Source organism: Streptomyces sp. CBMA29, from assembly GCF_014596445.1.
Taxonomy (GTDB): domain Bacteria; phylum Actinomycetota; class Actinomycetes; order Streptomycetales; family Streptomycetaceae; genus Actinacidiphila.
The window spans coordinates 1-23083 of the sequence record NZ_MECL01000041.1; the positions used below are offsets into that span (position 1 = coordinate 1).

The 23083-nt window shown below is 69.8% G+C and carries 24 protein-coding genes; 15 read left to right on the top strand and 9 right to left on the bottom strand.

What is annotated here, in order from left to right; translation table 11 throughout:
- Positions 1-231 precede the first annotated feature (231 nt).
- The 3 genes from BGM09_RS06300 to BGM09_RS06310 all read right to left on the bottom strand — a co-directional run bounded on the left by BGM09_RS06300 (position 232) and on the right by BGM09_RS06310 (position 4034).
- Positions 232-1473, bottom strand: coding sequence for a cytochrome P450 (locus tag BGM09_RS06300; RefSeq protein ID WP_188280424.1), 1242 nt, complete (start codon positions 1471-1473; stop codon positions 232-234).
- Between the two features lie 254 nt (positions 1474-1727).
- A complete protein-coding gene (locus tag BGM09_RS06305) occupies positions 1728-2498 on the bottom strand; it encodes an SDR family NAD(P)-dependent oxidoreductase (RefSeq protein ID WP_188280425.1) in 771 nt (256 codons plus the stop codon).
- A gap of 3 nt (positions 2499-2501) precedes the next feature.
- On the bottom strand, positions 2502-4034 hold the full coding sequence (locus tag BGM09_RS06310; protein ID WP_188280426.1) for an acyl-CoA synthetase: 1533 nt from the start codon (positions 4032-4034) through the stop codon (positions 2502-2504).
- 238 nt (positions 4035-4272) lie between these two features.
- Here BGM09_RS06310 and BGM09_RS06315 point away from each other — a divergent pair, with 238 nt between their 5' ends.
- Genes BGM09_RS06315 through BGM09_RS06325 form a run of 3 tightly spaced genes read left to right on the top strand, consistent with a single transcriptional unit; the run spans position 4273 to position 7362 of the window.
- Positions 4273-5091 (top strand): enoyl-CoA hydratase-related protein, encoded by an 819-nt coding sequence (locus BGM09_RS06315; RefSeq protein WP_188280427.1) that lies wholly within the window; start codon positions 4273-4275, stop codon positions 5089-5091.
- Positions 5092-5147: 56 nt separating this feature from the next.
- Positions 5148-6206 carry a 2,3-butanediol dehydrogenase gene (locus BGM09_RS06320; protein WP_188280428.1) on the top strand — a complete coding sequence of 353 codons (1059 nt, stop codon included), beginning with the start codon at positions 5148-5150 and terminating at the stop codon, positions 6204-6206.
- A gap of 1 nt (position 6207) precedes the next feature.
- Positions 6208-7362 carry an acyl-CoA dehydrogenase family protein gene (locus BGM09_RS06325; protein WP_188280429.1) on the top strand — a complete coding sequence of 385 codons (1155 nt, stop codon included), beginning with the start codon at positions 6208-6210 and terminating at the stop codon, positions 7360-7362.
- An 82-nt stretch (positions 7363-7444) separates the two neighbouring features.
- Here BGM09_RS06325 and BGM09_RS06330 read toward each other — a convergent pair whose 3' ends face one another.
- Positions 7445-8152 carry a TetR/AcrR family transcriptional regulator gene (locus BGM09_RS06330; protein WP_188280430.1) on the bottom strand — a complete coding sequence of 236 codons (708 nt, stop codon included), beginning with the start codon at positions 8150-8152 and terminating at the stop codon, positions 7445-7447.
- A gap of 197 nt (positions 8153-8349) precedes the next feature.
- Here BGM09_RS06330 and BGM09_RS06335 point away from each other — a divergent pair, with 197 nt between their 5' ends.
- The gene (locus BGM09_RS06335; RefSeq protein WP_188280431.1) at positions 8350-10347 is read left to right on the top strand and encodes a pyruvate dehydrogenase complex E1 component subunit beta; all 1998 of its coding nucleotides are present in this window, start codon (positions 8350-8352) and stop codon (positions 10345-10347) included.
- 86 nt (positions 10348-10433) lie between these two features.
- Here BGM09_RS06335 and BGM09_RS06340 read toward each other — a convergent pair whose 3' ends face one another.
- Positions 10434-11483: a cyclase family protein gene (locus BGM09_RS06340; RefSeq protein ID WP_188280432.1), complete on the bottom strand. Its 1050-nt coding sequence runs from the start codon at positions 11481-11483 to the stop codon at positions 10434-10436.
- Between the two features lie 220 nt (positions 11484-11703).
- Between BGM09_RS06340 and BGM09_RS06345 the strand changes: the two genes are divergently transcribed.
- The gene (locus tag BGM09_RS06345; RefSeq protein WP_188280433.1) at positions 11704-12102 is read left to right on the top strand and encodes a nuclear transport factor 2 family protein; all 399 of its coding nucleotides are present in this window, start codon (positions 11704-11706) and stop codon (positions 12100-12102) included.
- 52 nt (positions 12103-12154) lie between these two features.
- A complete protein-coding gene (locus BGM09_RS06350) occupies positions 12155-12580 on the top strand; it encodes a nuclear transport factor 2 family protein (protein ID WP_188280434.1) in 426 nt (141 codons plus the stop codon).
- Between the two features lie 64 nt (positions 12581-12644).
- On the opposite strand, the gene BGM09_RS06355 is transcribed toward BGM09_RS06350, so the two are convergent.
- Positions 12645-14336, bottom strand: a complete 1692-nt coding sequence (locus tag BGM09_RS06355) for a flavin-containing monooxygenase (protein ID WP_188280435.1) — start codon at positions 14334-14336, stop codon at positions 12645-12647.
- Between the two features lie 278 nt (positions 14337-14614).
- On the opposite strand from BGM09_RS06355, the gene BGM09_RS06360 reads away from it, so the two are divergent.
- From BGM09_RS06360 to BGM09_RS06380, 5 genes are all read left to right on the top strand, one after another.
- Positions 14615-15061 (top strand): carboxymuconolactone decarboxylase family protein, encoded by a 447-nt coding sequence (locus BGM09_RS06360; RefSeq protein ID WP_223186411.1) that lies wholly within the window; start codon positions 14615-14617, stop codon positions 15059-15061.
- Positions 15062-15192: 131 nt separating this feature from the next.
- Complete coding sequence (locus BGM09_RS06365; protein ID WP_188280436.1) at positions 15193-15933, top strand: SDR family NAD(P)-dependent oxidoreductase; 741 nt, start codon at positions 15193-15195, stop codon at positions 15931-15933.
- 114 nt (positions 15934-16047) lie between these two features.
- Positions 16048-17235 (top strand): NAD(P)/FAD-dependent oxidoreductase, encoded by a 1188-nt coding sequence (locus BGM09_RS06370; protein ID WP_188280437.1) that lies wholly within the window; start codon positions 16048-16050, stop codon positions 17233-17235.
- A 42-nt stretch (positions 17236-17277) separates the two neighbouring features.
- A complete protein-coding gene (locus BGM09_RS06375) occupies positions 17278-17472 on the top strand; it encodes a ferredoxin (RefSeq protein ID WP_188280438.1) in 195 nt (64 codons plus the stop codon).
- 89 nt (positions 17473-17561) lie between these two features.
- On the top strand, positions 17562-18488 hold the full coding sequence (locus tag BGM09_RS06380) for an SDR family NAD(P)-dependent oxidoreductase (RefSeq protein WP_188280439.1): 927 nt from the start codon (positions 17562-17564) through the stop codon (positions 18486-18488).
- A 102-nt stretch (positions 18489-18590) separates the two neighbouring features.
- On the opposite strand, the gene BGM09_RS06385 is transcribed toward BGM09_RS06380, so the two are convergent.
- A complete protein-coding gene (locus BGM09_RS06385) occupies positions 18591-19115 on the bottom strand; it encodes a hypothetical protein (RefSeq protein WP_188280440.1) in 525 nt (174 codons plus the stop codon).
- Between the two features lie 94 nt (positions 19116-19209).
- Positions 19210-19680, bottom strand: a complete 471-nt coding sequence (locus BGM09_RS06390) for a hypothetical protein (protein WP_188280441.1) — start codon at positions 19678-19680, stop codon at positions 19210-19212.
- Positions 19681-19820: 140 nt separating this feature from the next.
- On the opposite strand from BGM09_RS06390, the gene BGM09_RS06395 reads away from it, so the two are divergent.
- Positions 19821-20279, top strand: coding sequence for a hypothetical protein (locus BGM09_RS06395; protein WP_188280442.1), 459 nt, complete (start codon positions 19821-19823; stop codon positions 20277-20279).
- Positions 20280-20345: 66 nt separating this feature from the next.
- Positions 20346-21209, top strand: coding sequence for a VOC family protein (locus BGM09_RS06400; RefSeq protein WP_188280443.1), 864 nt, complete (start codon positions 20346-20348; stop codon positions 21207-21209).
- A gap of 147 nt (positions 21210-21356) precedes the next feature.
- Here BGM09_RS06400 and BGM09_RS06405 read toward each other — a convergent pair whose 3' ends face one another.
- Entirely contained in the window at positions 21357-21803 is a 447-nt protein-coding gene (locus tag BGM09_RS06405) for a HepT-like ribonuclease domain-containing protein (RefSeq protein WP_317452564.1), read from the bottom strand.
- 159 nt (positions 21804-21962) lie between these two features.
- Between BGM09_RS06405 and BGM09_RS06410 the strand changes: the two genes are divergently transcribed.
- Both BGM09_RS06410 and BGM09_RS06415 read left to right on the top strand, forming a co-directional pair.
- Positions 21963-22517, top strand: coding sequence for a VOC family protein (locus BGM09_RS06410; RefSeq protein ID WP_188280444.1), 555 nt, complete (start codon positions 21963-21965; stop codon positions 22515-22517).
- A 163-nt stretch (positions 22518-22680) separates the two neighbouring features.
- A complete protein-coding gene (locus tag BGM09_RS06415; protein ID WP_188280445.1) occupies positions 22681-22968 on the top strand; it encodes a ferredoxin in 288 nt (95 codons plus the stop codon).
- The last annotated feature ends 115 nt before the right edge of the window (positions 22969-23083 follow it).

The window sequence follows — 23083 nt, forward strand, 5'->3', positions numbered from 1 at the left end:
CGGACGGCCGCCCGGCGCCAAGAACAAACACCGGGCACCCCGCTACGACATCGGCAAAACCGTCAAACGCCCCGACACCCTCAAAGCCATCGGCAAGCCCGGAAGATCTTGGTAGATAAAGGACAAGCTAACGGGAGGTCCGTGGGCATCGCTGACGGGCGGGCCGAGAGCCGGAAGTACGGCGACGGTCCCGGCGGTGCGGTGCGGACCGGACGGGGCGGTCCCGTGTCGTCACCAGGTGACGGGCAACTCGTAGATCCCGTAAGCCTGCGAGTCCTCCTTGAACTTCAACTCCGATACGTCACATGCCAGTTGGAGCGTCGGCATCCGGCGGAGCAGGGTGCTGAAGACGACATGCAGCTCGATGCGGGCCAACTGCTGGCCGATGCACTGGTGCGGGCCCCAACTGAACGCGAGATGGTGCGCCGCGGCTCGGGCGAGGTCGAGCTTGGCGGGCTCGGGGAACGCCGCCGGGTCCCAGTTGGCGGCGGGGAGCGAGGCGATGACGCCTTCGCCCGCGCGGATGGTCTCGCCGTCGATCTCGATGTCCTCCACGACCGCGCGTCGGGCGAGCAGGTGGGGAATGGTGAGGTAGCGCAGCAGTTCTTCGACGGCGTTCGCCACATACGCGGGGTCGTCGCAGTTCGCCCGCAGAGCGGCGAGCTGGTCCGGGTTCTCCAGGAGCAGGGCGGTGCCCAGGGTGATCATGTTGGCGCTGGTGTCGTGGCCCGCGACGAGCAGGATGTGCCCCAAGGGGGCGGCCTCTTCGAGGGTGAGGGCGCCCTCCTTGACGCGGGCGCCGAGGTCGGAGAGCACGTCCTCGGCGGGATCGTCCATTTTGGCCTCGATGAGCCGGGCGATGTACTGGCGCAGCGCCTGCGTGGTCGCCGCCGACTCCCGCGCCGACGTGAAGCGGGCGTTGGTGACGCCCGCGTGCTCCTGGAAGAACTCGTGGTCCCCGTAGGGCACTCCGAGGAGTTCGCAGATCATCAGCGACGGAAGGGGCAGCGACAGGGCCGCGTTGAGATCGGTCGGCCTGGGGCCTGCCAGTACTCCGTCGATGAGGTCGTCGGTGATCCGCTGGATCGCGGGACGCAGTTTCTCCATCCGGTGCCGGGTGAAGGAACTCGTCAGCATGCGGCGCCAGCGGGTGTGTTCGGCGCCGTCGGTGTTGTTGATCGACGGCTGCATCTGGTCGGCGTGGGCCTTCATGGCCTCGGTCGTGTGCGGGTATCCCGGCGCTCCGATGTCGGCGCTCAGTCGCGGGTCGGCGAGGAGCTTGCGCAGGGCGTCGTGCGTCACCGCGACCCAGGGAGTGCTGCCGTCCCAGGTCCTGGCGCGGACGACGTCCTTGCCGGTGTCGTGCAGTGCCAGCAGACCCGGCGGCGGTGCGAACGGGCACGCGCCCGATCGCGGCGACGGGAACTCCGCCATGTCCTCGGCCGCGTCCGTACCGGCCAGGCTCTCGGTCATGGTTGCCCTACCTCTCCTCGGCTTCCGGGTAGCCCCCGCCGCGCACGGCGGGGGCGGGTCCATCGCGTCCGTACCGCGCGCGGAACCGTCCGCGCGGCGGCGTCGCCGTACCGCCGTATCGCGCTCCGAATAATACGCCGACCGGTCGGTACAATCAATGACGAGAGAGGGCGTGGCCGGTCAACCGAGTTTCACCACTGGCCCGTCGGGAAATCTGACGACGCCTGACGGACGCTCCCTGGCGGGAGCGTCCGTCACCGCGCGGTCCACCCGCCGTCCACGGTGAGCGTGGACCCCGTGACGAAGCGCGACGCGTCGGACGCGAGGAAGACCGCCGCGCCGCCGATCTCCGCGGTGTCGCCCACCCGGCCCAGGGGAGTGGCGGCGACGATCTGCTCTCCCCACCGGCTGGACAGCAGCCCTGAGCTGAGGTCCGTGTGGAAATAGCCGGGCGCCAGCGAGTTGACGCGCACGCCGCGGTCGGCCCATTCGACGGCGAGTGACTTGGTCAGCGCCTCGACACCGCCCTTGCTCGCCGCGTAGGCGGCGATGCGCTCGAAGCCGGTCTTGGCGTGCACCGAGGAGACGTTGACGATCGAGCCCGAGCCCTGGTCCAGCATCGCCTTTCCGGCTTCCCGGCAGCAGTAGAAGGTCCCCTGGAGATTGACGTCGAGGACCTGCCGCACGTCCTCGTCGGTGACCCACTCGGTTCGGGTGAAGTGGGGGCTGGTGCCGGCGCAGTTGACGGCCACGTCCAGCCGGCCCGCCCACGTGGTGATCCGGCCGACCATGGTCCGGACGGTGGCGGAGTCGGCGACGGATCCTGGCAGTACCAGCACTTTGCCGCCGTGGCCTGCCAGTTCGGCCTCCAGCCGCTCCAGGTCCGAGGCCGTCCGGGCGGTCACCGCCACCGTCGCCCCGGCCTGTGACAGGGCGACCGCGATGGCGCGGCCGAGGCCCTTCCCCGCGCCCGTCACCCAGGCGGTCTTGTCGTCCAGGCGGAGTTCGCTGTTCACGTCGGTCATGGCTCAGCACTCCACGGTGAAGTCGCGCAGGGTCCGCTTCAGGACCTTTCCCGACGGTGTGCGGGGGAGTTCGGCGAGGAAGTCGAAGCGCGCGGGGACCTTGAACCTGGCCAGCCGGGTACGGCAGAACTCCCGCAGTTCGTCCGGCGTCGCCGCGGCGCCCGGCCGCAGCACGATGAAGGCACGGGGGACCTCGCCCCACCGGGGGTGGGTGAGGGCGACGACGGCGGCTTCGAGCACGGCGGGATGCTCGTACAGCACGCGTTCGACCTCGGGGGTGGCGATGTTCTCGCCGCCCGAGACGATCATGTCCTTCTTGCGGTCGTCGATGAACAGGTAGCCGTCCGCGTCCAGGTGGCCGATGTCGCCGGTGTGGAACCAGCCGCCGCGCAGCGCAGCCGCGGTGGCCTTCTCGTCGCGCCAGTAGCCCGGGAAGACCTTCGGGCCGCGCAGCGTGATCTCGCCGAGTTCGCCCGCCGGGACCTCGCCGCCGTTGTCGTCCACGATCCGCACCCGCGTGTGGGGGACGGGGCGGCCCACGGAGCCGAGTTTGGCCAGAGCGTGGTCGCGGTCGAGGAAGGTGTCGCCGGAGACGGTCTCGGTCAGCCCGTAGGCGTCGGCGTACCAGGCGTTGGGGAACGCGGTCATGATGCGCCGCAGCACCGGCTCCGGCGTCTTCTCGCCGCCGCCGAGCACGAAGCGTACGGAAGCGGTGTCGTACTTCTCGCGGTCCGGGACCTGGAGCACGGCGTTGACCATGGCCGGTGCCAGCCACAGGTTGGTGACGTGGTCCCGCTGGATCGCTTCGAGGACGGCGGTGGCGTCGAATCTGCGCTGGACGACGATACGGCCGCCCGCGTACAGGGTGCCGAGGGCGGGCATGTCGAGGCCGCCGACGTGGTACAGCGGGCCGCAGACCAGGGTCGTGTCGGCCGAGGTCAGGCCGAAGTGCACGATGTGGGCCAGGTTCTTGGCCTGCACGTTTCCATAGGTGATGCACACGCCCTTGGGGCGCGAGGTGGTCCCTGAGGTGTACATCAGGCGCTGGAGGTCGTCGGGACCGACGTCCACCGGATCGACCCGTGCGCCTTTGTGCCGGGCCAGCAGATCCTCGTAACCGGTCCACGGGTCCGCCGGGGTCCGCGTGCCGACCTGGAGCCGGTGCTCAAGACCGGTCAGGCGGCCGGAGATCCGGTCCAGGGACGGGGCGAACTCCGGCTCGGTGACGATCGCTGTGGCCTCGGCGTGTCCGAGGATGTACTGCCACTCCTCCTCGGACAGCCGGTAGTTCAGCGGCATGAAGAGCGCGCCGAGCCGGTTGACGGCGTACACCAGCTCCAGGAACTCCGGCCGGTTGGAGAGCAGCAGCCCGACGACGTCGCCGCGCCCGATCCCCAGTCCGGCCAGGCCCGCAGCCGCCTGATTCACCCGTTCATGCAGCTCACGCACGGTCAGACGGTGTTCGTCCTGGACGATCGCCACCGCCTCGGGCCGCTGGGCCGCGTGGTAGTCGAGGATGCTCGCGAAATTGTGCACAGGGACTCTCCAGGTCAGTGGTGCTCGACGGCGGACACGGCTGCCGCACCGCACGCGGCCGAGGTGTGCGGTCGCTTTCGGTACCAGTGGCCCGCGGCCGGTCTCGCGCGGTGGGCGGAGCGGATCCCGACCAGTCGGTTGCTCACCCTCAAGATTTCGTGTACCCATTGGTCTATAAAACGCGTGTGCCGCACTTTACGACGGCGCGTGACCATCGACAACCATCCGCGCACGCGCAATGCCGCTTCCGCGGACGAGGAGAGCCCCAGTGCCACGCATCCGCCTCGACGCCGACGGGCCCGTCGTCACCGTCCGCCTCGACAACCCGCCGATGAACGCCTTCGACTCCGTACAGCGGGAGGAACTGGCCTCCTGCGTCAGGGAGTTGGCGGACGCCCGGGACGTACGGGCCGTGGTGCTCTACGGCGGTGAGCGGCTCTTCGCCGCGGGGGCGGACATCAAGGCGCTGGCGGCGATGGGCCCCGAGGACGTACGCGGCTGGAACCGCGCGCTCCAGCGGACGTTCGACGAGGTGGCGCGGCTGCCGATGCCGGTCGTCGCAGCGCTGACGGGGTACGCGCTCGGCGGCGGAATGGAACTGGCGCTGTGCGCCGACTACCGGGTCGCCGCCGCCGACGCCCTGCTCGGCCAGCCGGAGGTGACGCTCGGCATCATGCCGGGCTCGGGCGGCACGCAACGGCTGACCCGGCTGATCGGCCCGGCACGGGCCAAGAACCTGCTGATGACCGGCAGGACCGTCGGCGCGGAAGAGGCCCTGCGGCTGGGGCTCGTGGACGAGGTCGTCCCCGCCGGGACGGTCCACGACGCCGCGCTGCGCTACGCACGGCGGCTCGCCGAGGGCCCCGCGGCGGCCCTGGAGGCGATCAAGGAAGCCGTCGACCACGGCGCCGACCTGTCGGTCTCCGCCGGACTCGCCCTGGAACGCGCGCTGTTCAGCGGAGTCTTCGGCACCGCCGACGCCGGTACGGGCATCCGCTCGTTCCTCCGGAACGGCCCCGGCCGGGCGCGCTTCGACGGCCCCTCGACGGACCGCTGAGCGCGGCGCGAGCGACCCGGGGTCCGTTTCAGACGACATGAATGGGGGTGCGGAGCATGAAAGCACTGCGCTGGCACGGCGCACACGATCTGCGCTGGGACGAGGTGCCGACCCCGTCGGCGCCGAGGCCGCACGAGGCGGTCGTCGAGGTGACCTGGTGCGGCGTCTGCGGCACCGACCTGCATGAATTCCTCGAAGGCCCGCACATGATCAGAACCGGCCCGCACCCGCTGACCGGCGCCCGCCCGCCACTGGCCCTCGGCCACGAACTGAGCGGCACCGTCGCCGCGTTGGGCGCGCCGGTCGCGGGAATCGCGGTCGGCGACCGGGTGACCGCCGACCCCTGCTGGCGCTGCGGCGTCTGCTATTGGTGCACCCGCGGCGAGTACCACCTGTGCCCCAAGGGCGGCTCGGTCGGCCTCGCCTCGCCCGGCGCCTTCGCCGAGTACGTCACCGTGCCGCTCGCCGGTCTGACGCCCGTGCCCGACAACGTCAGCGACGAGATGGCCGCGGTCGCCGAACCGCTGGCCGTCGGCCTGCACGCGGTCTCCCGCGCCGGTATACGGCCGGGCGACAACGTTCTCGTGGTCGGCGGCGGACCGATCGGCGTCGCCGTCATCCTCGCCGCGCGCATCGCGGGAGCCGCCGGGCTCTACGTGAGCGAACCGCTGGCCGGACGCCGCGACATGCTGCGCGCGCTCGGCGTCACCGAAGCCTTCGACCCGCACGAGGTCGACGTGCGCCGCGAGGTGTTCCTGCGGACCGGCCGGATCGGGCCCGACGCGGTCATCGACGCGACCGGTGTCCCGGCGCTCGCCGCACAGGCGGTCAGCACGGTCCGCCGCGGCGGACGCGTCGTCCTCGCGGGCGTCGGCCACGGCGCCGTCGCGTTCGACATGGGACAACTCGTCTTCTACGAGCGGGCCGTACTCGGCACGCTCGGCTACACCTTCGACATCCCCCGGGTGATCGACCTGATGAGCGCCGGTCGGCTGGACGCCTCGGCCCTGGTCACCGGGCGCTTTCCGCTCGCGGGAGGGGCCGGGGTCTTCGCGGACCTGGCCGCCGACCGGGCCCGTCATCTCAAAGTGCTGCTGACCCCGAAGGACATGTGACATGGATTTCGACCTGCCTGAGGAGACCCGGGCCCTGCAGGACATGGTCCGCGACTTCGCGGCGAAGGAGATCACCCCGCACGCCGCGCGGTGGTCGCAGGACGAGCACTTCCCCACACCGGTCTTCACCAAGCTGGGCGAACTCGGCCTGATGGGCATGCTGGTGCCCGAGGAGTACGGCGGCGCGGGATCCGACACCGTCTCGTACGTCGCGGTCATGGAGGAACTGGGCGCCGCCGACCAGTCGGTCGCCTCCTCCTGGAACGCGCACTCCACCATCGCCTCCCTGCCGTTGCTCGCCTACGGCAGCGAGGAACAGAAGAAGCGCTGGCTGGCACCGCTGGCCAGGGGCTCGGCCATCGGCGCCTTCGGCCTCACCGAACCCGAGGCCGGGTCCGACGCCGCAGGCATCGCCACCGTCGCCCGCCGCGCGGATGGCGGCTGGATGCTCAACGGCACCAAGATGTTCATCACCAACGCCGGGACCGAGATGAGTCAGGGCGTCACGCTGCTGGCCGTGACCGGCCGCGACGACGGCGACAACAAGCGGTACGCGACCTTCTACGTACCGACCGGCACGCCCGGATACACCTGCGGACCACAGCTCAAGAAGCTCGGCTGGCACGCCATGGACACCCGCGAACTGGTCTTCGCCGACTGCTGGATCCCCGACGACCATCTGATCGGTGAGGAAGGCAGCGGTCTGCGCCAGTTCCTGTCCGTCCTGGACAAGGGCCGGATCAGCGTCGCCGCGCTGGGCCTGTCGCTGGCGAAGGCGGCACTGGCGCTGTCCGTCAAACACGCCACGGAACGGCACCAGTTCGGCCGCCCCCTGTCGGCCTTCCAGGCGGTCGCGCACAAGATCGCCGACATCGGCACCGAATTCGAGGCCGCCCGCTGGATGGTCTACCGCGCCGCGTGGCTCGCCGACCAGGGCCGCCCGTACGGCACCGCCGCCGCCATGGCCAAGCTGTACGCCTCGGAAGTCGCCAACCGGGCTGCCTCGCAGGCGCTCCAGATCCACGGCGGATACGGCTACATGCGGGAGTCGGACATCTCCCGCTTCTACGCCGACGCCAAGATCCTGGAGATCGGCGAGGGCACCAACGAGATCCAGCGCGATGTCATCGCCAGGGCCCTGGTGAAGCAGGCATGAAAGCGGCCGGGACGTCGGTGACGAAGACGGTGGCGCGGACATGAGGCGGTCCGCGGTGCGCCGCCGCGCACCGCGGCACCGGTCAGCCGGCCACGGACGTGGGCTCCCACCACACTTCCGGGTCGAGCGCCAGCTCCGGCCGGTCCCGCTTGAACGCGGCGGCCTGCTCCTCGACATCGGGCAGGTCGCCGATGGACGCGGCGAATCCGCGAAAGAGCGTGGAGCAGTACTCGCGGGACAGGAACGCCGCGTCCCACCGGCCGCCCGGCTGCACCCACTGATACGTGTGATTGTGCAGGTTGAGGAACTGCAAGGTGGCCAGGCGCGGTTCGAGGGCGCGGAAGGTGCCCTGCTCGACGGCCTCCGTGAGCAGACCGGTGATCAGTTGCTCGAACTCCGAGCGCTGGCCGAGCAGCGTCCGCAGTTCGTTCCCGCTGAGGCTCCGGTAGTCGTGCTCGTAGACCCAGATGTGGTCGAGCCTGCGGTAGATGATCGTCAGCAGCGACTCCGAGAGCAGGCGGAGCCGCAGCAGCGGACCGCCCTCCAGCTCCGCGATCTGCCGCGCGCGGGAGAGCAGCGGCCGCATCACCCGCGACTGGATCTCGATGAGCAGGTTCTCCTTGGAGCCGATGTAGTAGTACAGGGCCCCCTTCGCGAGGCCGACAGCGCGCCCGAGGTCGTTGACGGATGTCGCCGCGTACCCCTGGCGGGCGAACAGCTCCGCCGCCATGTCGATGATCTTCTGGCGCCTGACCTCGAAGTCAGGCCCGTGGCCCGGTGGTCGTGGCATGGGTCCTCTCCCCGCTTTGTGTGACGACGCCGCCGGTCGGGACCGACGCCCGGGTCCGCTCCGGACAGCCTTGTGCGGGTCCGGGGGGAAGCGGACTCCGGGATGTCGCTTCAGTTTGCTAGACCAAACGGTACAATAAAAGACGCACTCAGGCGGCGCGCGGGCGCGGCGACTGGGCGAGCATAGCGAGGACGCGTATGACGCACGCACCGCACGACACGGACACCGGACCCGCGGGGGCCGAGGACCTGGTGGAGATGTACCGCCGGATGCGCCGTATCCGCGGCTTCGAAGAACGGGCGTCCGCGCTGTACAAAGCGACCGAGATTCCCGGATTCCTGCATCTGTCGATCGGTCAGGAGGCAAGCGCGGTCGGCGCCTGCTGGCCGCTCGGCGAGCGCGACGGCATCACCTCCACCCACCGCGGGCACGGCCACGTCCTGGCCAAGGGGCTCGACTCCGCCTCGATGATGGCGGAGTTGATGGGCAAGGAGGGCGGGACCTGCCACGGCCGCGGCGGCTCGATGCACATCGCCGACCCGGGACTCGGCATCTACGGCGCCAACGGGATCGTGGGCGCCGGACTGCCGATCGCCGCCGGCGTGGCGACCGCGGCCAAGCTGCGCGGCGCGGGCGACGTCGTCGTGGCCTTCTTCGGCGACGGCGCGGTCGCCCAGGGCATGTTCCACGAGGCCGTCAACCTGGCCGCGGTCTGGGACCTCCCGGTGGTCTTCCTCTGCGAGAACAACCACTACTCCGAGTTCTCGCCCGCCGCCGAACAGCACCGCGCCCCGCTCTCGGCCCGCGCCGCCGGATACGGCATCGGCTACGCACACGTCGACGGCAACGACGTCGTGGCGGTGGCGCGGACCATGACCGAGGTGGTGGGCAGGCTCCGCGCGGGCGGCGGACCTGTTCTGGTGGAGGCCGAGACCTACCGCTGGCACGGCCACTACGAGGGCGACCCCGAGCGCTACCGCGCGCCGCAGGAGGTCGCCGCTGCCAAGGAGCGCGACCCGCTGCTGGTGGCGCGGCGGCATATGGCGGCGGCCGGGGTGAGCCAGGCGCGGGCCGACGCCGTGGACGAGGAGATCGCGAAGGAGATCGAGGCGTCCGTCGAGTGGGCCAGAAGTCAGCCGGAGCCCGCCCCCGAGACCCTGCTCGACCATGTCTCGGCTCCGCGCCCGGTGATCCCCGAGCCCGCCCCGGCCCTGGCCGACGCCGAGGTGTTCCGGTCGATGGACGCCGTACGGCTCGCGCTGGAGCACGAACTCACCGCCGACCCCGATGTCTTCATCGCCGGAGTCGACGTCGGCGAGGGCGGCAACGTCTTCGGCCTCACCCGCGGCCTCGCGCGAGCCTTCCCCGGCCGGGTGCGCGACACGCCGATCAGCGAGAGCGCCGTCCTGGGCACCGCGGTCGGCGCGGCCATGGCAGGGATGAAGCCCGTCGTGGAGATCATGTACATGGACTTCATCGGGGTCTGCCTCGACATGCTCCTCAACCAGGCCGCCAAACTGCGCTTCATGACCGGCGGCCGGGCCTCCATGCCGCTGGTGGTGCGCACCCAGTTCGGCGCCGGACGCTCCTCCGGCAGCCAGCACTCGCAGAGCCTGGAGGCGCTGCTCGCCCATGTGCCCGGCCTGACCGTGGTGATGCCCTCCAACCCGGCCGACACGTACGGACTGCTGCGCGCCGCCATCCAGGACCCCAACCCCGTGGTCTTCGTGGAGAACCGGCTCCAGTACGGCTTCAAGGGACCGCGCCCGCCCGCCGACCATCTGGTCCCGCTGGGCAGGGCCCATGTCGTACGGGAGGGGACCGACGTCACCCTCGTCTCCTGGTCGCGCATGGTCCAGGACGGTCTCGCCGCCGCGCAGACGCTCGCCGCCGAGGGCGTCAGCGTCGAAGTGATCGACCTGCGGACGATCTCCCCGCTCGACCGGGAGACGGTTCTGGCCTCACTGGCCAAGACCAACCGGCTGGTCATCGCCCACGAGGCCGTACGGGACTTCGGTGTGGGGGCCGAGCTCGCCGCCATGGCGGTGGACGAGGGCTTCTGGCACCTCGACGCGCCGGTCACACGCGTCGCGCCGCCCCCGATGCCCGCGCCGTACGCCCCCTCGCTGGAACGGGTGTGGCTGCCCTCGCGGGACACCATCGCCGACACGCTGCGGCGGATCGCGGCCTTCTGAACTCCGGCACCGCGACGCGGCACGGCGAAGGCCCCGGAATCCGCCCTCTTGGATTCCGGGGCCTTCGCCGTGCCGCGCCCGGCCGATCAGACGGTCGCGACCGGGGTGAGCGGACTGCCCTGCGTACCGGGGAGGTTCAGCGGGGGAGCCGTGAGGAGGAATCTGCTGCGGTTGTGCTCCCGCAGCCAGCCCGCCAACTCGTGCAGATACCACAGCTCACCGAGCGGGACGCCGAGCTTGAACAGGCACAGGTGGTGGATGGGGAGCAGGGTGTGCCGCTCCTGGGTCATCTCCTTGACGCCCACGCCTTCGACGGCGTAGTTGTCCGCGACCAGGGCGGAGATCTGCGACTCGGCGATCCACTCCAGCAGCGCCGGGTCGTGCGCGTCGAGGTAGGAGGCGGTGGAATTGATGGCCACCGGATCCGGGTTCTTCTCCCAGGCCAGGACCTGGGTGGCGAAGCCGGTGTGCAGCAGGAGCATGTCACCGGGCTCGACCACGACGTTGTCCGCGGCCATGATCTCCCGGAGCGTCTTGAGATCGACCGGCTGCCAGCTCGTACCGAGGTGGTGGGCCAGGTCGATCAGGACGCCCCGGCCCTGCACTCCGTGCTCCGCCATGTGCTCGAGACCGAGGTGGCGGGCGAAGCTGATGCTCCCGCTGCCGTCGCCCTTGGCGTCCTCCTGCGGTCCGACGATGTCGGTGCCCGGCCGGAATCCGTTGTAGTAGACCGGCTCGTCGACGCCGTCGCCGTCCGCGTCGAACTCGGCGCCCTGGTGGGCGAGGGCGTCCCATTGCGTCGAGTACTGGAGCCAGAGCGTCACCATGTCGTCCGACCACACGTCGATCAGCGCGGGCGCGATCTTCTCGCGCGCGACGACGTTGTAGAAGACGTCCTGCTTGTACTCCAGGTCCTCGGTCGGCCGCAGGACCGGCGGGTACCGCCGCTGGTTCAGGGCCGAGCCGCCGGGATAGTCGAGCGGCAGGCTCAGACCGAAACTGATTCCGTGCTCGACCTCGCGCACCCCTTGGAGGACCTTCTCGGGAGTGAGCAGATTGATACGGCCCAGCTCGTCGTCCTCACCCCAGTCGCCCCAGGTCGAGCCCGGTGGACGCTGCTTCCAACGATTCGTCACGATGACGCCTCCTTCGCTGCCGGTCCCCGTCGACCGCCCTCCGCATGCTATTGAGATTGGACCGATCGGTCAATGAATCCGTCGCGGTCGGTTCATGTGGTCTCATGCGACCTCCCTTTGCGTCTCTCCGAGTAATAGACTCAGTGGTCGAAACATGTGGTAGAGCTGCACCCTGACCACATCCTCAATCCTCAATCCTCATCTGGCCTTGGAGAGAAAAATGAGCGAATCCACACTGGCGTGGGTCGCGGCGGGCGTACGCGACCTGATCGGCGCGCACACCCAGGCGCAGGACGCCGGCCGGACCGACGCCGTCGTCGCGCTGTACGCCCCCGACGCCGTACTCGAACTGCCGGGCGCCGATCCCGTCTTCGGCCGGGACGCGCTCCGTGCGGCGTTCACGCGGTGGGCGCCGACGAAGCCGCAGCAGCACCTCGTGGCCAACACCGTGATCACCGCCGCCGCCGAGGACGAGGCGACGGCCGTGAGCGACGTGGTCTTCCTCCAGCGCGGCGAGTCCGGCTGGGCCGTGCAGGTCGTCGGACGCTACGAGGACACGCTGCGCCGCTACGGCGACGGGTGGCGTTTCCAACGGCGGGTGACGACCTACCAGGCGTGAGCCCACCATCGGTCCGCCCGCGGGCGGACGCCGACCCCAACCCTGGAGAGAGATGAGCAAGTCCATCGACAGCGCACCCGCCGAGGTCACCGCCGACGTGCTCGCGGAGTCCGGCGTACGGGCCGCCATCGCCGCTTACGCACACGCGCTGGACGCGGGGAGGACCGACGACCTCGCCGAGCTGTTCCTTCCCGACGGCGTCGCCGAGATCGCCGATGTCGCGATCTTCGAGGGCCGCGAGGCGATACGCGAGGGCTTCGCCGCCTTCGCGCCCGCCCAGCCCCAACTGCACATGGTGGCCAACACCGTCATCACCTCGGCCGCGGGGGAGGAGGCGACGGCGACCAGCGCGCTGGCGTTCTTCCAGCGCGACGAGTCCGGCTGGGCGGTCCGGCTGGTCGGGCGGTACGACGACACCCTGCGCAGGCAGGGCGGCACGTGGCGGTTCCAGCGCCGGGTCACGACCTTTCTGCCATAGCCGCCACGAGGCCCGCGCCGCGGTTCGATCCCGGCGCGGCGCGGGCCTCACGGCGTCCCTGCGGTCAGTCCGCCGTCTCCGTCCGCTCCTGCGCCGCCTTGGCGAAGACGAGCGCCGGATAGCCGGTCTCGACCGCTTCGGCGATCAACTCCTGGAGCTTCCACCGGCCCGTCGGGTTCAGAAGCTGACGGATCGGCTTGCCGGGGATGTTGGCCCCGTAGAAGTAGCTGCTCTGGAGGAACGAGGACCGCGAGGCGTTGTCGTTGACCAGGTCCGTCCACTCCTGCTCCGCGGCGGCGGTCACCTCGACGACGTCGTGGCCGTGCGCCCGCGCGTGGACGAGCACGTCCATGACGAAGTCGACCTGGTCGCCCGCGTAGCGCGGATTGTTGCCGAGCGCGCCGTGCGGCCCGCCGGGGAAGAAGAAGTTCGGGAAACCGGCGACCGCGACACCCAGGTAGCTGGACGGACCCTGCGCCCAGTACTCCTTGAGCGCCAGCCCGTCCCGGCCGCGTACCCCGAGCCGGTTGAGCGCGCCGGTCCCGAAGTCGTAGCCGGTCGCCCAGATGACGATGTCGAACTCCCGCGGGCCGTCGCTCGTCTCGACCCCGGTCGCGGTGAGCCGCTCGATCGGCGTCTCGTTGAGGTCGACCAGTGTGACATTCGGCTTGTTGTACGTCTCGTAGTAGTGCGTTCCGAACGGGGGCCGCCGTCCTCCGTAGCCGTGGTCCTTGGGGATCAGCTTCTCGGCCGTCGCGGGGTCCCGCACGATCGCACGGATCTTGTCGGCCATGAACGCGCACCACTCGGCGTTCACCGTCGGGTTCGTCATCATGTCCATGTAGTGCTCGGACAGTTTGGTGAAGCCGGGGCCGTTCCAGCGCTGCTCGTAGAACTCCTGCCGCTGCTCCGGCGTGTCGTCCAGGCCGGAACGCATGACGATCTGGTGCAGGAATCCGCTCGGCGAGGTGTTCAGCGTGTCGCGGATGCTCTCGAAGTTCGCCTTGAGGTCCGCCTGCTCCCGCGGCGTGATCGGCGCGTTGTTCAGCGGCGTGAGCCAGTCGGCCACCTTCTGGTAGACCGTCAGCGAGGCCACCTCGTCCGCGACGGCCGGGACGATCTGCACACCGCTGGACCCGGTGCCGATGAGGGCGACCCGCTTGCCCGCGAAGTCGACGGGTGTCTTCGGCCACAGTCCCGTGTGGTGCTGCTCGCCGCCGAAGTCCTCCCGGCCCGCGATGGCCGGGATGAACGGCACCGAGAGGATGCCGGTCGCCGCGACGAGGAAGCGGGCCCGGTACGCGGCGCCGTCCTGTGCCCGCACGTCCCAGGTCCCGGACGGTTCGTGCCAGACGGCCGAGGTCACCACGGTGTCGAAGCGAATGTCACGCCGCAGGTCGAAGCGGTCGACCACATAGTTGAAGTAGCGCTCGATCTCCGGCTGGCCCGCGAATGTCTCCGACCACTCCCACTCCTCCCACAGCTCCTTCGAGAAGAGGTAGCCGTAGGTGTAGCTCTCGGAGTCGAAGCGTGCCTCGGGGTAGCGGTTCCAGTACCAGGTGCCGCCCACCCCGCTGCCCGCTTCCAGCAGTCTCACGGAGAAGCCCGCCTCGCGGGCCTGACGCAGTTGGTAGATGCCGGTGACGCCCGCTCCCACGACCAGGACGTCCACCTGTTCGGCCGAGGTCGCGTCCGCCGGCCGCGTCCGGGCGGTCCGCAGGTCCGTCTCTCCCGGCGTCTTCGTTGATTCGCTCATCTGTCCTCCGACGTGACAGGTGCCGGGGCTCCCGCATGAGCCTCGTTTTATATGCCGACCAGTCGGTCGAATATTCAGCCCGAGCGTAGATCAGGCGATGAGCCCGATCAATGGCGGTGACACAAAGCGCCGCCGGTCTCGGTGTGCGGCGGCCACGACGGCCCCGCGGCGCCCCGGCGTGGAGCGCCACGGGGCCGGTTTTGTCGTCACCCATTGATTGTACCGACCGATTGGTCTAACTTTCGCTGAGAGCCGAGGGCAGACGACGGGAGCCACGTATGAGCTCGAAGGACGACAACGGGACCGGCGTCGGCGCGGCGCCCGACCCGGGTCCCGCCGGGCCGGACACCGGCACCGGTCTGCGGGCCGCCGGGCTCCGGGCGATGCGCGACGCACTGCCCGGGGTGTTCCCGCCGGGCGACCTCGACCTGCGCGACGGCCGCTTCGGCGAGGACCTGGTCGAGATCGGACTGACCAGTGTCTGGGGCGCGTTGTGGGCCCGCGAAGGGCTCAGCCGCCGTGACCGCAGCCTGGTCACCATCAGTCTCCTGATCGCGCTGAAGGCGGAGGCAGAGCTGAAGACCCACGTCCGTGTCGGGCTGACCAACGGACTGACACGGGACGAGATCGCCGAGGTGATCTACCACTCGGCCGGTTACGCGGGCTTCCCGGCAGCGGTGGCGGCCAGAAGCGCCGCCCGTGAGGCCCTGGAGGACCAGGGCTGACCTGCCGGACACGCGGCAGGGGAGCCACCGCCGTGGGGCGAGCCGCGGCCCCTCAGCCTCGCGAGGGCGTCGGTGTCCGGCCGGGCGCCGCGCACGACGCGACGACGCGACAACGCAGACAAGGAGTACGCATGTCACTGCAAGGAAAGGTCGCGGTCGTCACGGGCGGCGCCCGCGGGATCGGACGGGCGACGGCGACCGTACTCGCGGCCAGGGGCGCCTCGGTGTCGGTCTGGGACCTCGACCTCGAAGGCGCGGAGAAGACCGTGGCCACGATCGTCGAGGCGGGCGGCACGGCCGTCGCGATCGGCGGCGACGCGGCCGACGCCGCCGCGGTGGCCGCCGCGGCGGCCAGGACCCGCGACGAGTTGGGACCGGTCACGGTCCTCGTCAACAACGCCGGGGTCACCGGCTACGAGCCCTTCACGACCCTCACCGAGGCATCGTGGGACCGCATGATCGGGATCAATCTCAAGGGACCGTTCCTGGTCACCAGGGAGTTGGTGCCGGACATGCTGGAGGCCCGATGGGGGCGGATCGTCAACATCTCCTCGTCCTCCGCGCAGACCGGAGCGCCCGCGATGGCCCACTACGCGGCGTCCAAGGGCGGAGTCATCGGCTTCACCCGGGCGCTGGCGATCGAGTACGCGGCCACCGGGATCACCGTCAACCACGTCCCGCCCGGCTTCATCGACACGCCCCTGGTGCGCGAGGGCCCCGTCGACGTGGAGGCCGCCGCGGCCACGATGCCCATGAAACGCGCGGGGCGACCGGACGACGTCGCGTACGCGGTGGCGTACCTCGCCTCCGAGGAGGCCGGATACGTGACCGGCCAGACGCTCAGCACCAACGGCGGGCGCTACCTGGTGTGAGCCGCGGTCGGAACCGACGTTCCAGCCCGACGGACACGACCCCAGAACCGCAACGGAGCCGCAGATGAGAATCGATTACCACGCCAGGCGCGACGCCGCCCGGGGCGGGTCCGCGTGACCGCCCCGCACCGCGTGCTGGTGGTGGGCGCGTCCGCGTCGGGGCTGACCACGGTGGAGGCGCTCCGGCGCAAGGGATACACCGGCTCCGTCACCGTCCTCGGCGACGAACCGCACCCGCCGTACGACCGGCCGCCGCTGTCCAAACAGGTGCTCTCCGGCGCCTGGGAACCGGGCCGCGCCGCCCTGCGTACCGAAGACGTCCTGGCCGCGCTGGACGCCGAATTCGTCCTGGGCGACCCGGCGACCTCGCTCGACCCGGCCGCGCGGACGGTGCGGACCTCGGCCGGACGCGAACTGTCGGCGGACGCGGTCGTCATCGCCACCGGAGCGCGGCCCCGTACGCTGCCCGGCCAGGAACACCTGACGGGGGCGCACGTCCTGCGCACCCTGGACGACGCGACCGCCCTGCGAACGGACCTGCTCGCGCGCGGGCGGCTGGTCGTCGTCGGCGAAGGCGTACTCGGCGCCGAGATCGCGGCCACCGCCACGACCATGGGCGCGGACGTCACGATGACCGGCCCGCAGCCGACTCCGCTCGCGCTCCAGGTCGGCCCCTTCGTCTCGGGCCTGCTCGCTGATCTGCACACCGAGCGCGGGGTACGGCTGCGCCTGGGCAACGGCGTCACGGGACTGACCGGCCGCGACGGACGGGTCAGCGGCGTCCGGCTGGCCTCGGGTGAGGAGCTGCCCGCCGACGTGGTCGTCGTCGCGATCGGCGCGTCCCCCGCCACGCGCTGGCTGGCCGACAGCGGCCTGCGCCTCGACAACGGCGTGGTGTGCGACTCCCGGTGCCGCGCGGCCGACGGGATCTACGCGGTCGGAGACGTGGCCCGCTGGCACCACGAACACCTCGGCCGCCTGATCCGTCTGGAGAACCGTACGAACGCCACAGAGCAGGCCATGGCCGTCGCCGCCGCGATCGTGGGGGAGGACCGCCCGTACGTACCGGTCCCGTACTTCTGGACCGATCAGTTCGACACGAAGATCCAGGCCCACGGCGTGCTGTCCGCAGACGCGGAGGTGGACATCGTCGAGGGCGACGTGGCGGCCCGGCGCTTCGTGGCCCGCTACCGCAGCGACGGCGTGACCACCGGTGTCCTCGGCTGGAACATGCCCAAGCAGGCCCGCCTGCGCCGTCAGGACATCCTCGACGCCCTCCCGGCGCCCGCCCCCATCCGCTGAACGAGACCACCACCCCCAGCGAACGAGATCAGGAGTGACCCCATGAGGATTGTCGTCGACGCGGACAAATGCGTCGCGGCCGGCCAGTGCGTGGCCGCGGCCATGGACGTCTTCGACCAGAACGACCAGGACGGCACGGTCGTCCTGCTCGACCAGAACCCTCCGCCGGAGCTCGCTGAGGACGTCCGCAACGCGGCGGCGGTCTGCCCCGCGCTCGCGATCAGCATCGAGGAATGACGGAACGACGGAACGACGGACCCCCGCGGACCCCCGCGGGCCCCTGGGGGACGGCGCGGCACGGGACGCAGGACGAACAGGAGTCAGGTATGGACGAGTTCAGTTTCGAAGGACGCGTCGCGGTCGTCACCGGCGCGGGCCGCGGCATCGGCAGGGCGCACGCGCGCCTGCTCGCCGAGCGCGGGGCACGGGTCGTCGTCAACGACCTCGGCGGGTCGATGGAGGGCGAGGGCGCGGACACCGGGCCCGCGCAGAAGGTCGTGGACGAGATCGTCGCGGCGGGCGGGAAAGCCGTCGCCGACACCAACGACGTGTCCACGCAAGCCGGCGGTGAGGCGATCGTCGCCTCCGCGATCGAGCACTTCGGCCGGATCGACGTGCTCGTCAACAACGCCGGGATCATCCGCTGGGCGGGCCTGCCCGAGGTCGACCAGGACAATCTGGAGCGGCATCTGGCCGTCCACCTCGTCGGATCGTTCAACACGATGCGCGCCGCCTGGCCGCACTTCGTGGCGCAGCGGTACGGCAGGGTCGTCCTCACCACGTCCAGCGGGATGTTCGGCCTGGACAACAACCTGTCGTACGCGGCGGCCAAGGCGGGCACCGTCGGTCTCGCCCGCAGCGCGAAGCTCGCGGGCGCGCCGTACGACATCAAGGTCAACCTGATCGCGCCCGCCGCGATGACCCGCATGGGCGGCGGCCCGCAGGATGAGCCTGATGAGCCCGCACAGGCCGCGCCCGGCCGGCCTTACATGCCCTCGGACGCGGTGGCGCCGATGGTGGCCTACCTCGCTCACGAGACCTGCCCGGTCAGCGGTGAGATCTACACGGCAGGCGCGGGCCGCTTCGCCCGCGTCTTCATCGCCTCGACCGAGGGGTACGCGCACGAGGAGGGCCCCGCGACGATCGAGGACGTCGCCGAGAACTGGGACGCGATCAACGACGAGACGGGCTACTACGTGCCCGCCGACCTGATGGCCTGGTCGGCCTCCTTCCTCAAGCACCAGTTCGCGTAGGACCGTTGGCCGCCGTCCGTGACTGACGGATCGTCAACGCACCGCGCCCGGCGGCAGTGTGCCGTCGGGCGCGGTGCGTGATCCGGTCGTGGTCGCCCAGGGTCAGGCCCGGTGGGTGAGGGCGGGTGCGGTGTGGGGTGTGGGCTGGACGCGGCTGCGTATGAAGATGGTGGCGAGGCGTGTCACGACTTCGGTGAGGGCCATGAGGACGAAGGCCGCGACCCATGCCTGATCGCTGGTGATGTGGTGGGCGATGCTGAAGCGGGCGACCTGGTGGGCGCCGCCGGCGTGTTCGGTCCACAACTGGAAGCCCATCCGTGCGCCCATGCCGGCCACCCACAAGATCGCGGAGACGGCGCCGGCCTTGATGAGGATGTGCTCGCCGGCGGTCCGGATGCGGGTGTAGACGCCGCCGGCGATGCCGAGTGCGGCGCCGACGCCCATCAGTGTTCCGATGAGCACCAGGTCGTTGCCCGCGGTGGGAATGGTGTCCAGATACGAGTGGGCGACGAACGCCACGATGCCCAGCGGGATCAGGAAGGTCTTGAGGTCGAGCCGGCCTTCCCGCAGTTGCCGGAAGACGACGAGGAGGAGAGCGATGTCGGTGATCCACTCGGTCGATGTCATGCCCCAAGACTGCTGCGACCAGCCACGAAACACCTGGACCCACGGGTGGAACCAAGGGTGGAGACGACTCCCGCCCCGCCCTCCACCCGGTGGGTCAGCGGTGGACCCAGCCGTAGTCGCACCAGAAGGTCTTGAGTTTGCTGACGGGCACGCCCCACGTCTCGATGTAGGTGACGCCCTCGGGTCCGGCCGTCATCGTGTAAGGCGTGCCCGCCCGGCTGGTGAAAAAGCTGCCGGCGCCGACGCGCACGCTCTCCGGCTTCTCCGGGTCTCCGAATTCTATGAGGTACTCGCCTTTGAGTATGAGCACGGTCTCGTCGATGTTGTGGCTGTGTCGCGGAACCATGAATCCCGGCACGACCCGCAGAGGATTCCGGTTGAATACGGGAAGACCGATCGGTTGAGTGGTGACCCACATCGAATCGCCGAATGTCGCCGCGAAATCCACCGGTGCGTCGGAAAGCGGCCGGCCGTCCTCCCAGAGGTAGGACGGGTTGTTCTGCTGGTCCAACGGCATCGGGATCCACCCGTCGGCGTCTACCAGGTTATCCAGGGAAATCGACATGCACGGAGGATATGGTGAGCCCTCCGGGATCTGTCGCGGCGCCGTCCCGGTGAATGGAACGCTTTCGTGAGATCCGGCGCCGTTCCGCCCAGCGGGATCGTGTGTTGCCCTTGGTGGAACGGACGGCGAATCCTGTTCTCGTGCCTATATTCTTCACCAATCTCGCCGATGACGACGGGTGGGAAACACTCCACTTCGACCAGGCTGATCCGAGCTTCTACTGGAACGACGGCGGCACGTTCGAGGCCGCGCCGGTCGACATCGCCAGGACCTTCGACGGGGCGATGTGGGCTTCGACGCGGATCGAACCCGCCTTCAAATGGCGGGGACGGCGTATTCGCCCCGGGTTCACCCTGCCCAAACGACACCACAATCTGCCGCAGCTCATCATCGTCGTCGACGGAGACCTCACGGTCGGAACCGAGGACGGACAACGGACCGATCACGTGGGCGCCGGCGGATTCTTCACCGCCGAGGCAGACACGCCGTACGTCCTCACCGCGGGTCACCGGGGCGCGACGTACACGGAGTGCTGGGACGAGCCCATGGCGCTGGTCGAAACCACGTGGCACGACGACTCGCACTGGGTGCGCCGGTGAGACCACGGCCGGATCGCGTTGACCAGTTCTGTTGATCAGTTCTTTGGCACTGAAAGGAGTACCTGAATGCCGATTCATTCGCTCGGATATTTGAGGCTGGAATCGACCGACCTCGAAGCCTGGAAGACCTTCGCGGGTGACTTCCTCGGGCTGATGCCGGTGGCCGGTGAGGAAAACGATTCGCTGCGGTACCGGATGGACGACTATCCGCCCAGGCTCGTCGTCTCCCCGGGCTCCGAGAGCAGGATGACCGCACTGGGGCTTGAGGTCCTGAACGAGCGCGACATGCGCCGGATCGCGAGCGAGGTGGCGAGCACCGGCATCAAGGTGGTCGAGGGGACGGACGCGGAGAGCGACCAGCGCCGCGTCACCGGTTTCGTCCGCTTCGACGATCCGGGCGGCAACCCGATCGAACTCTTCTACGGTCCGGTCCTGGACCACGTGCCGGTCCGGCTGCCCGCCGTGAGCGCGTTCGTGACCGGCGACATGGGCATGGGCCACGTCATCGTCACGGGCGAGTCCGGCCGGGCGCTGAAGGAGTTCTACACCGATGTGCTCGGCTTCTACGAGCGCAACACCATGGGCGGCCGTGACCGCACGGTGTGGTTCCTCAGCTCCAACGACCGACACCACACCATTGGTGTGACGTCGGCGCCCGGACCGGGCAGGCTGATCCACCTCATGCTCGAGGCGGCGAGCCTGGACGACGTCGGGCGAGCACTGGACCGGGCCGACACGCTCGGGGTCCCGCTGATGAACACCCTCGGCAAGCACACGAACGACCGCATGGTCTCGTTCTATGTGTACTCGCCGGAGCGGTACGCGATCGAGTTCGGCTTCGACGGCCTTCGTGTCGAGGGCGAGCAGCCGACCTACGAGATCACCGAAGGTGCTTTCTGGGGGCACAAGTTCACCCCTCCGCCGGCCTGATCCGTGCGCCAGACCTGATCCGGACGCGAGAAGGGAAGGGTTTTCCTCACCGGTCGGCCGTGAGCGGAGACCCTTCCCTTGCATGTCCGTCCTCGTGTGTCCGTCCTTGTGCGCCCGTCCTCGTGCGTCCTCGTGCGTCCGGGCAGCCTAGGAGCGCAGCCCCGCCCACTCCGCGACTTGCCGGGCGTACTCGCGGTACCCGGACATCGCGTCGGACACGATGGCCTCGATCGCCTCCGGCTCGCTGTCCAGGTGGAGTTGCACCAGGACGTTGTGCGGGCCCTCTTCCGGCGCAAGCGCGGTCGCGAGCCGTTCGTCGACCAGGCCCGCTTCCCTGGCCGCGCCGAACGAAGCGGCGGAGGTCGACGGCGCCTGCCCCAGGACCACCCACGCGACGTGCCGGTTGATCGCGAACGCCAGGTTGTCGAGGATCGCCAGCATCCGCTCGACCGCCGCCCCGGTCGCCGGGTCCCGGTCCAGACAAGCGACGCTGAGCCGCCCGGCCGATTCCAGTCGCTCGATCGACTTGCGCATGGTGATGAGCCGGTGCTCTATCGCGTTTTTGTCCAAGGCGACACCGTTCGATGTGGTCACCTCGGCATCCTGGCACAGCTTTCCCGCAATTCATCCCCATATTCCGCCTGATGGAACGCCCGGTGGAATCCGCTGACGCCCGACGGCAGAGTTTTCCCGATCCGGCGTGGTGACGAACAGCAATGACGCGCGGCGCCGCCGCCGGGAAAGGAACAGCAGATGCGAGCGTTCAGTGACCTCTTCCGGGATTTCATCCAACTCGGTTACGTGACCGACGACATCGACGCCGCTGCGTCGTACCTGGAGTCGAGCCTGGGGACGGTGGAGTGCGTCAGGCACTACAAGTCGTCGCTGGGCGGCGGGCGCCCCCCGTCCGCCGACGAACCGGGGACCTCCGACTTCGTGGTCGTGGACGGCGTTCCGGCCGACGAATGGGTTATCGACGTGGCCCTGGTCAACGCGGGGCCGACCAACATCGAGATCATCCGCCCCGTCGGGGGAGCGGTCGCCCTCTACCGTCGTGCCGTCCGGCCCGGTGTGCCGGCGACGCTGCACCATGTGGCCTTCCGTGTAGCGGACTTCGACGAGGCGTCGGCGCTCGTCACGAGGTCCGGCAAGTCCTGGGCGCAGTACGGGCGCAGCGGTCCCATCCGCTTCGGCTACCTCGATCTCACCGCGGAACTGGGCCACTTCGTCGAAATCATGGAGTACGCGGGGGAGGGCACGTCGCCGTTCGCGCATCTCGAGGCGGCGTCGAACGCGAGCCGGAGCTGAACCGCCCGCGCCCCGGCGGGAGAACCACCTCGCTGCGGAGACCACGGCCGGAGACGGCTGATTCCGTTTAGTGGAATAGCCGGTGGACGGTCCGCGCCGCCCGAGGAAAAGTCGTTACTGACACTGACCGCCGTGCAATGTCGAATGGCGAGAGGCAAGGCCGATGAGCGACGAGGAAGAGGTACGGGTGTGGATCGATCAGAAGCTCTGCACCGGTGACGGCCTGTGTGTGCAGGTCGCACCCGACGTCTTCGAATTCGGCGGCGACGGGTTGGCCTACGTGAAGGACGAGAACGACGGGGACCTGCTGATGGCGGAGGGGGCCCAGGCCGATGTCTCCCACCGGCTGCGCCTCGACGTGATCGACGCCGCCGACGAATGCCCCGGCAACTGTATCCACGTGGTCCGGCGCCTGGACGGAGCCGAGATAGCCGGCCCGGAAGCGGGCTGAAGCACGTTCGCAGAAGAACGAAATGGTGGAGGAGTGATTTTCGGTGTCTGTGGTGCTTGAACCCAGGCTGCGTGGCAAGACGCCCTGGTTCCAGGGGGATGTCCCCGCTGATCTG

Excerpts from the sequence above, each read along its gene's own strand:
- BGM09_RS06300 (WP_188280424.1), bottom strand. The coding sequence starts at position 1,473 with ATGACCGAGAGCCTGGCCGGTACGGACGCGGCCGAGGACATGGCGGAG.
- BGM09_RS06305 (WP_188280425.1), bottom strand. The coding sequence starts at position 2,498 with ATGACCGACGTGAACAGCGAACTCCGCCTGGACGACAAGACCGCCTGG.
- BGM09_RS06315 (WP_188280427.1), top strand. The coding sequence starts at position 4,273 with ATGCCGCTTCCGCGGACGAGGAGAGCCCCAGTGCCACGCATCCGCCTC.
- BGM09_RS06320 (WP_188280428.1), top strand. The coding sequence starts at position 5,148 with ATGAAAGCACTGCGCTGGCACGGCGCACACGATCTGCGCTGGGACGAG.
- BGM09_RS06325 (WP_188280429.1), top strand. The coding sequence starts at position 6,208 with ATGGATTTCGACCTGCCTGAGGAGACCCGGGCCCTGCAGGACATGGTC.
- BGM09_RS06330 (WP_188280430.1), bottom strand. The coding sequence starts at position 8,152 with ATGCCACGACCACCGGGCCACGGGCCTGACTTCGAGGTCAGGCGCCAG.
- BGM09_RS06335 (WP_188280431.1), top strand. The coding sequence starts at position 8,350 with ATGACGCACGCACCGCACGACACGGACACCGGACCCGCGGGGGCCGAG.
- BGM09_RS06345 (WP_188280433.1), top strand. The coding sequence starts at position 11,704 with ATGAGCGAATCCACACTGGCGTGGGTCGCGGCGGGCGTACGCGACCTG.
- BGM09_RS06350 (WP_188280434.1), top strand. The coding sequence starts at position 12,155 with ATGAGCAAGTCCATCGACAGCGCACCCGCCGAGGTCACCGCCGACGTG.
- BGM09_RS06355 (WP_188280435.1), bottom strand. The coding sequence starts at position 14,336 with ATGAGCGAATCAACGAAGACGCCGGGAGAGACGGACCTGCGGACCGCC.
- BGM09_RS06360 (WP_223186411.1), top strand. The coding sequence starts at position 14,615 with ATGAGCTCGAAGGACGACAACGGGACCGGCGTCGGCGCGGCGCCCGAC.
- BGM09_RS06365 (WP_188280436.1), top strand. The coding sequence starts at position 15,193 with ATGTCACTGCAAGGAAAGGTCGCGGTCGTCACGGGCGGCGCCCGCGGG.
- BGM09_RS06375 (WP_188280438.1), top strand. The coding sequence starts at position 17,278 with ATGAGGATTGTCGTCGACGCGGACAAATGCGTCGCGGCCGGCCAGTGC.
- BGM09_RS06380 (WP_188280439.1), top strand. The coding sequence starts at position 17,562 with ATGGACGAGTTCAGTTTCGAAGGACGCGTCGCGGTCGTCACCGGCGCG.
- BGM09_RS06385 (WP_188280440.1), bottom strand. The coding sequence starts at position 19,115 with ATGACATCGACCGAGTGGATCACCGACATCGCTCTCCTCCTCGTCGTC.
- BGM09_RS06390 (WP_188280441.1), bottom strand. The coding sequence starts at position 19,680 with ATGTCGATTTCCCTGGATAACCTGGTAGACGCCGACGGGTGGATCCCG.
- BGM09_RS06400 (WP_188280443.1), top strand. The coding sequence starts at position 20,346 with ATGCCGATTCATTCGCTCGGATATTTGAGGCTGGAATCGACCGACCTC.
- BGM09_RS06410 (WP_188280444.1), top strand. The coding sequence starts at position 21,963 with ATGCGAGCGTTCAGTGACCTCTTCCGGGATTTCATCCAACTCGGTTAC.
- BGM09_RS06415 (WP_188280445.1), top strand. The coding sequence starts at position 22,681 with ATGAGCGACGAGGAAGAGGTACGGGTGTGGATCGATCAGAAGCTCTGC.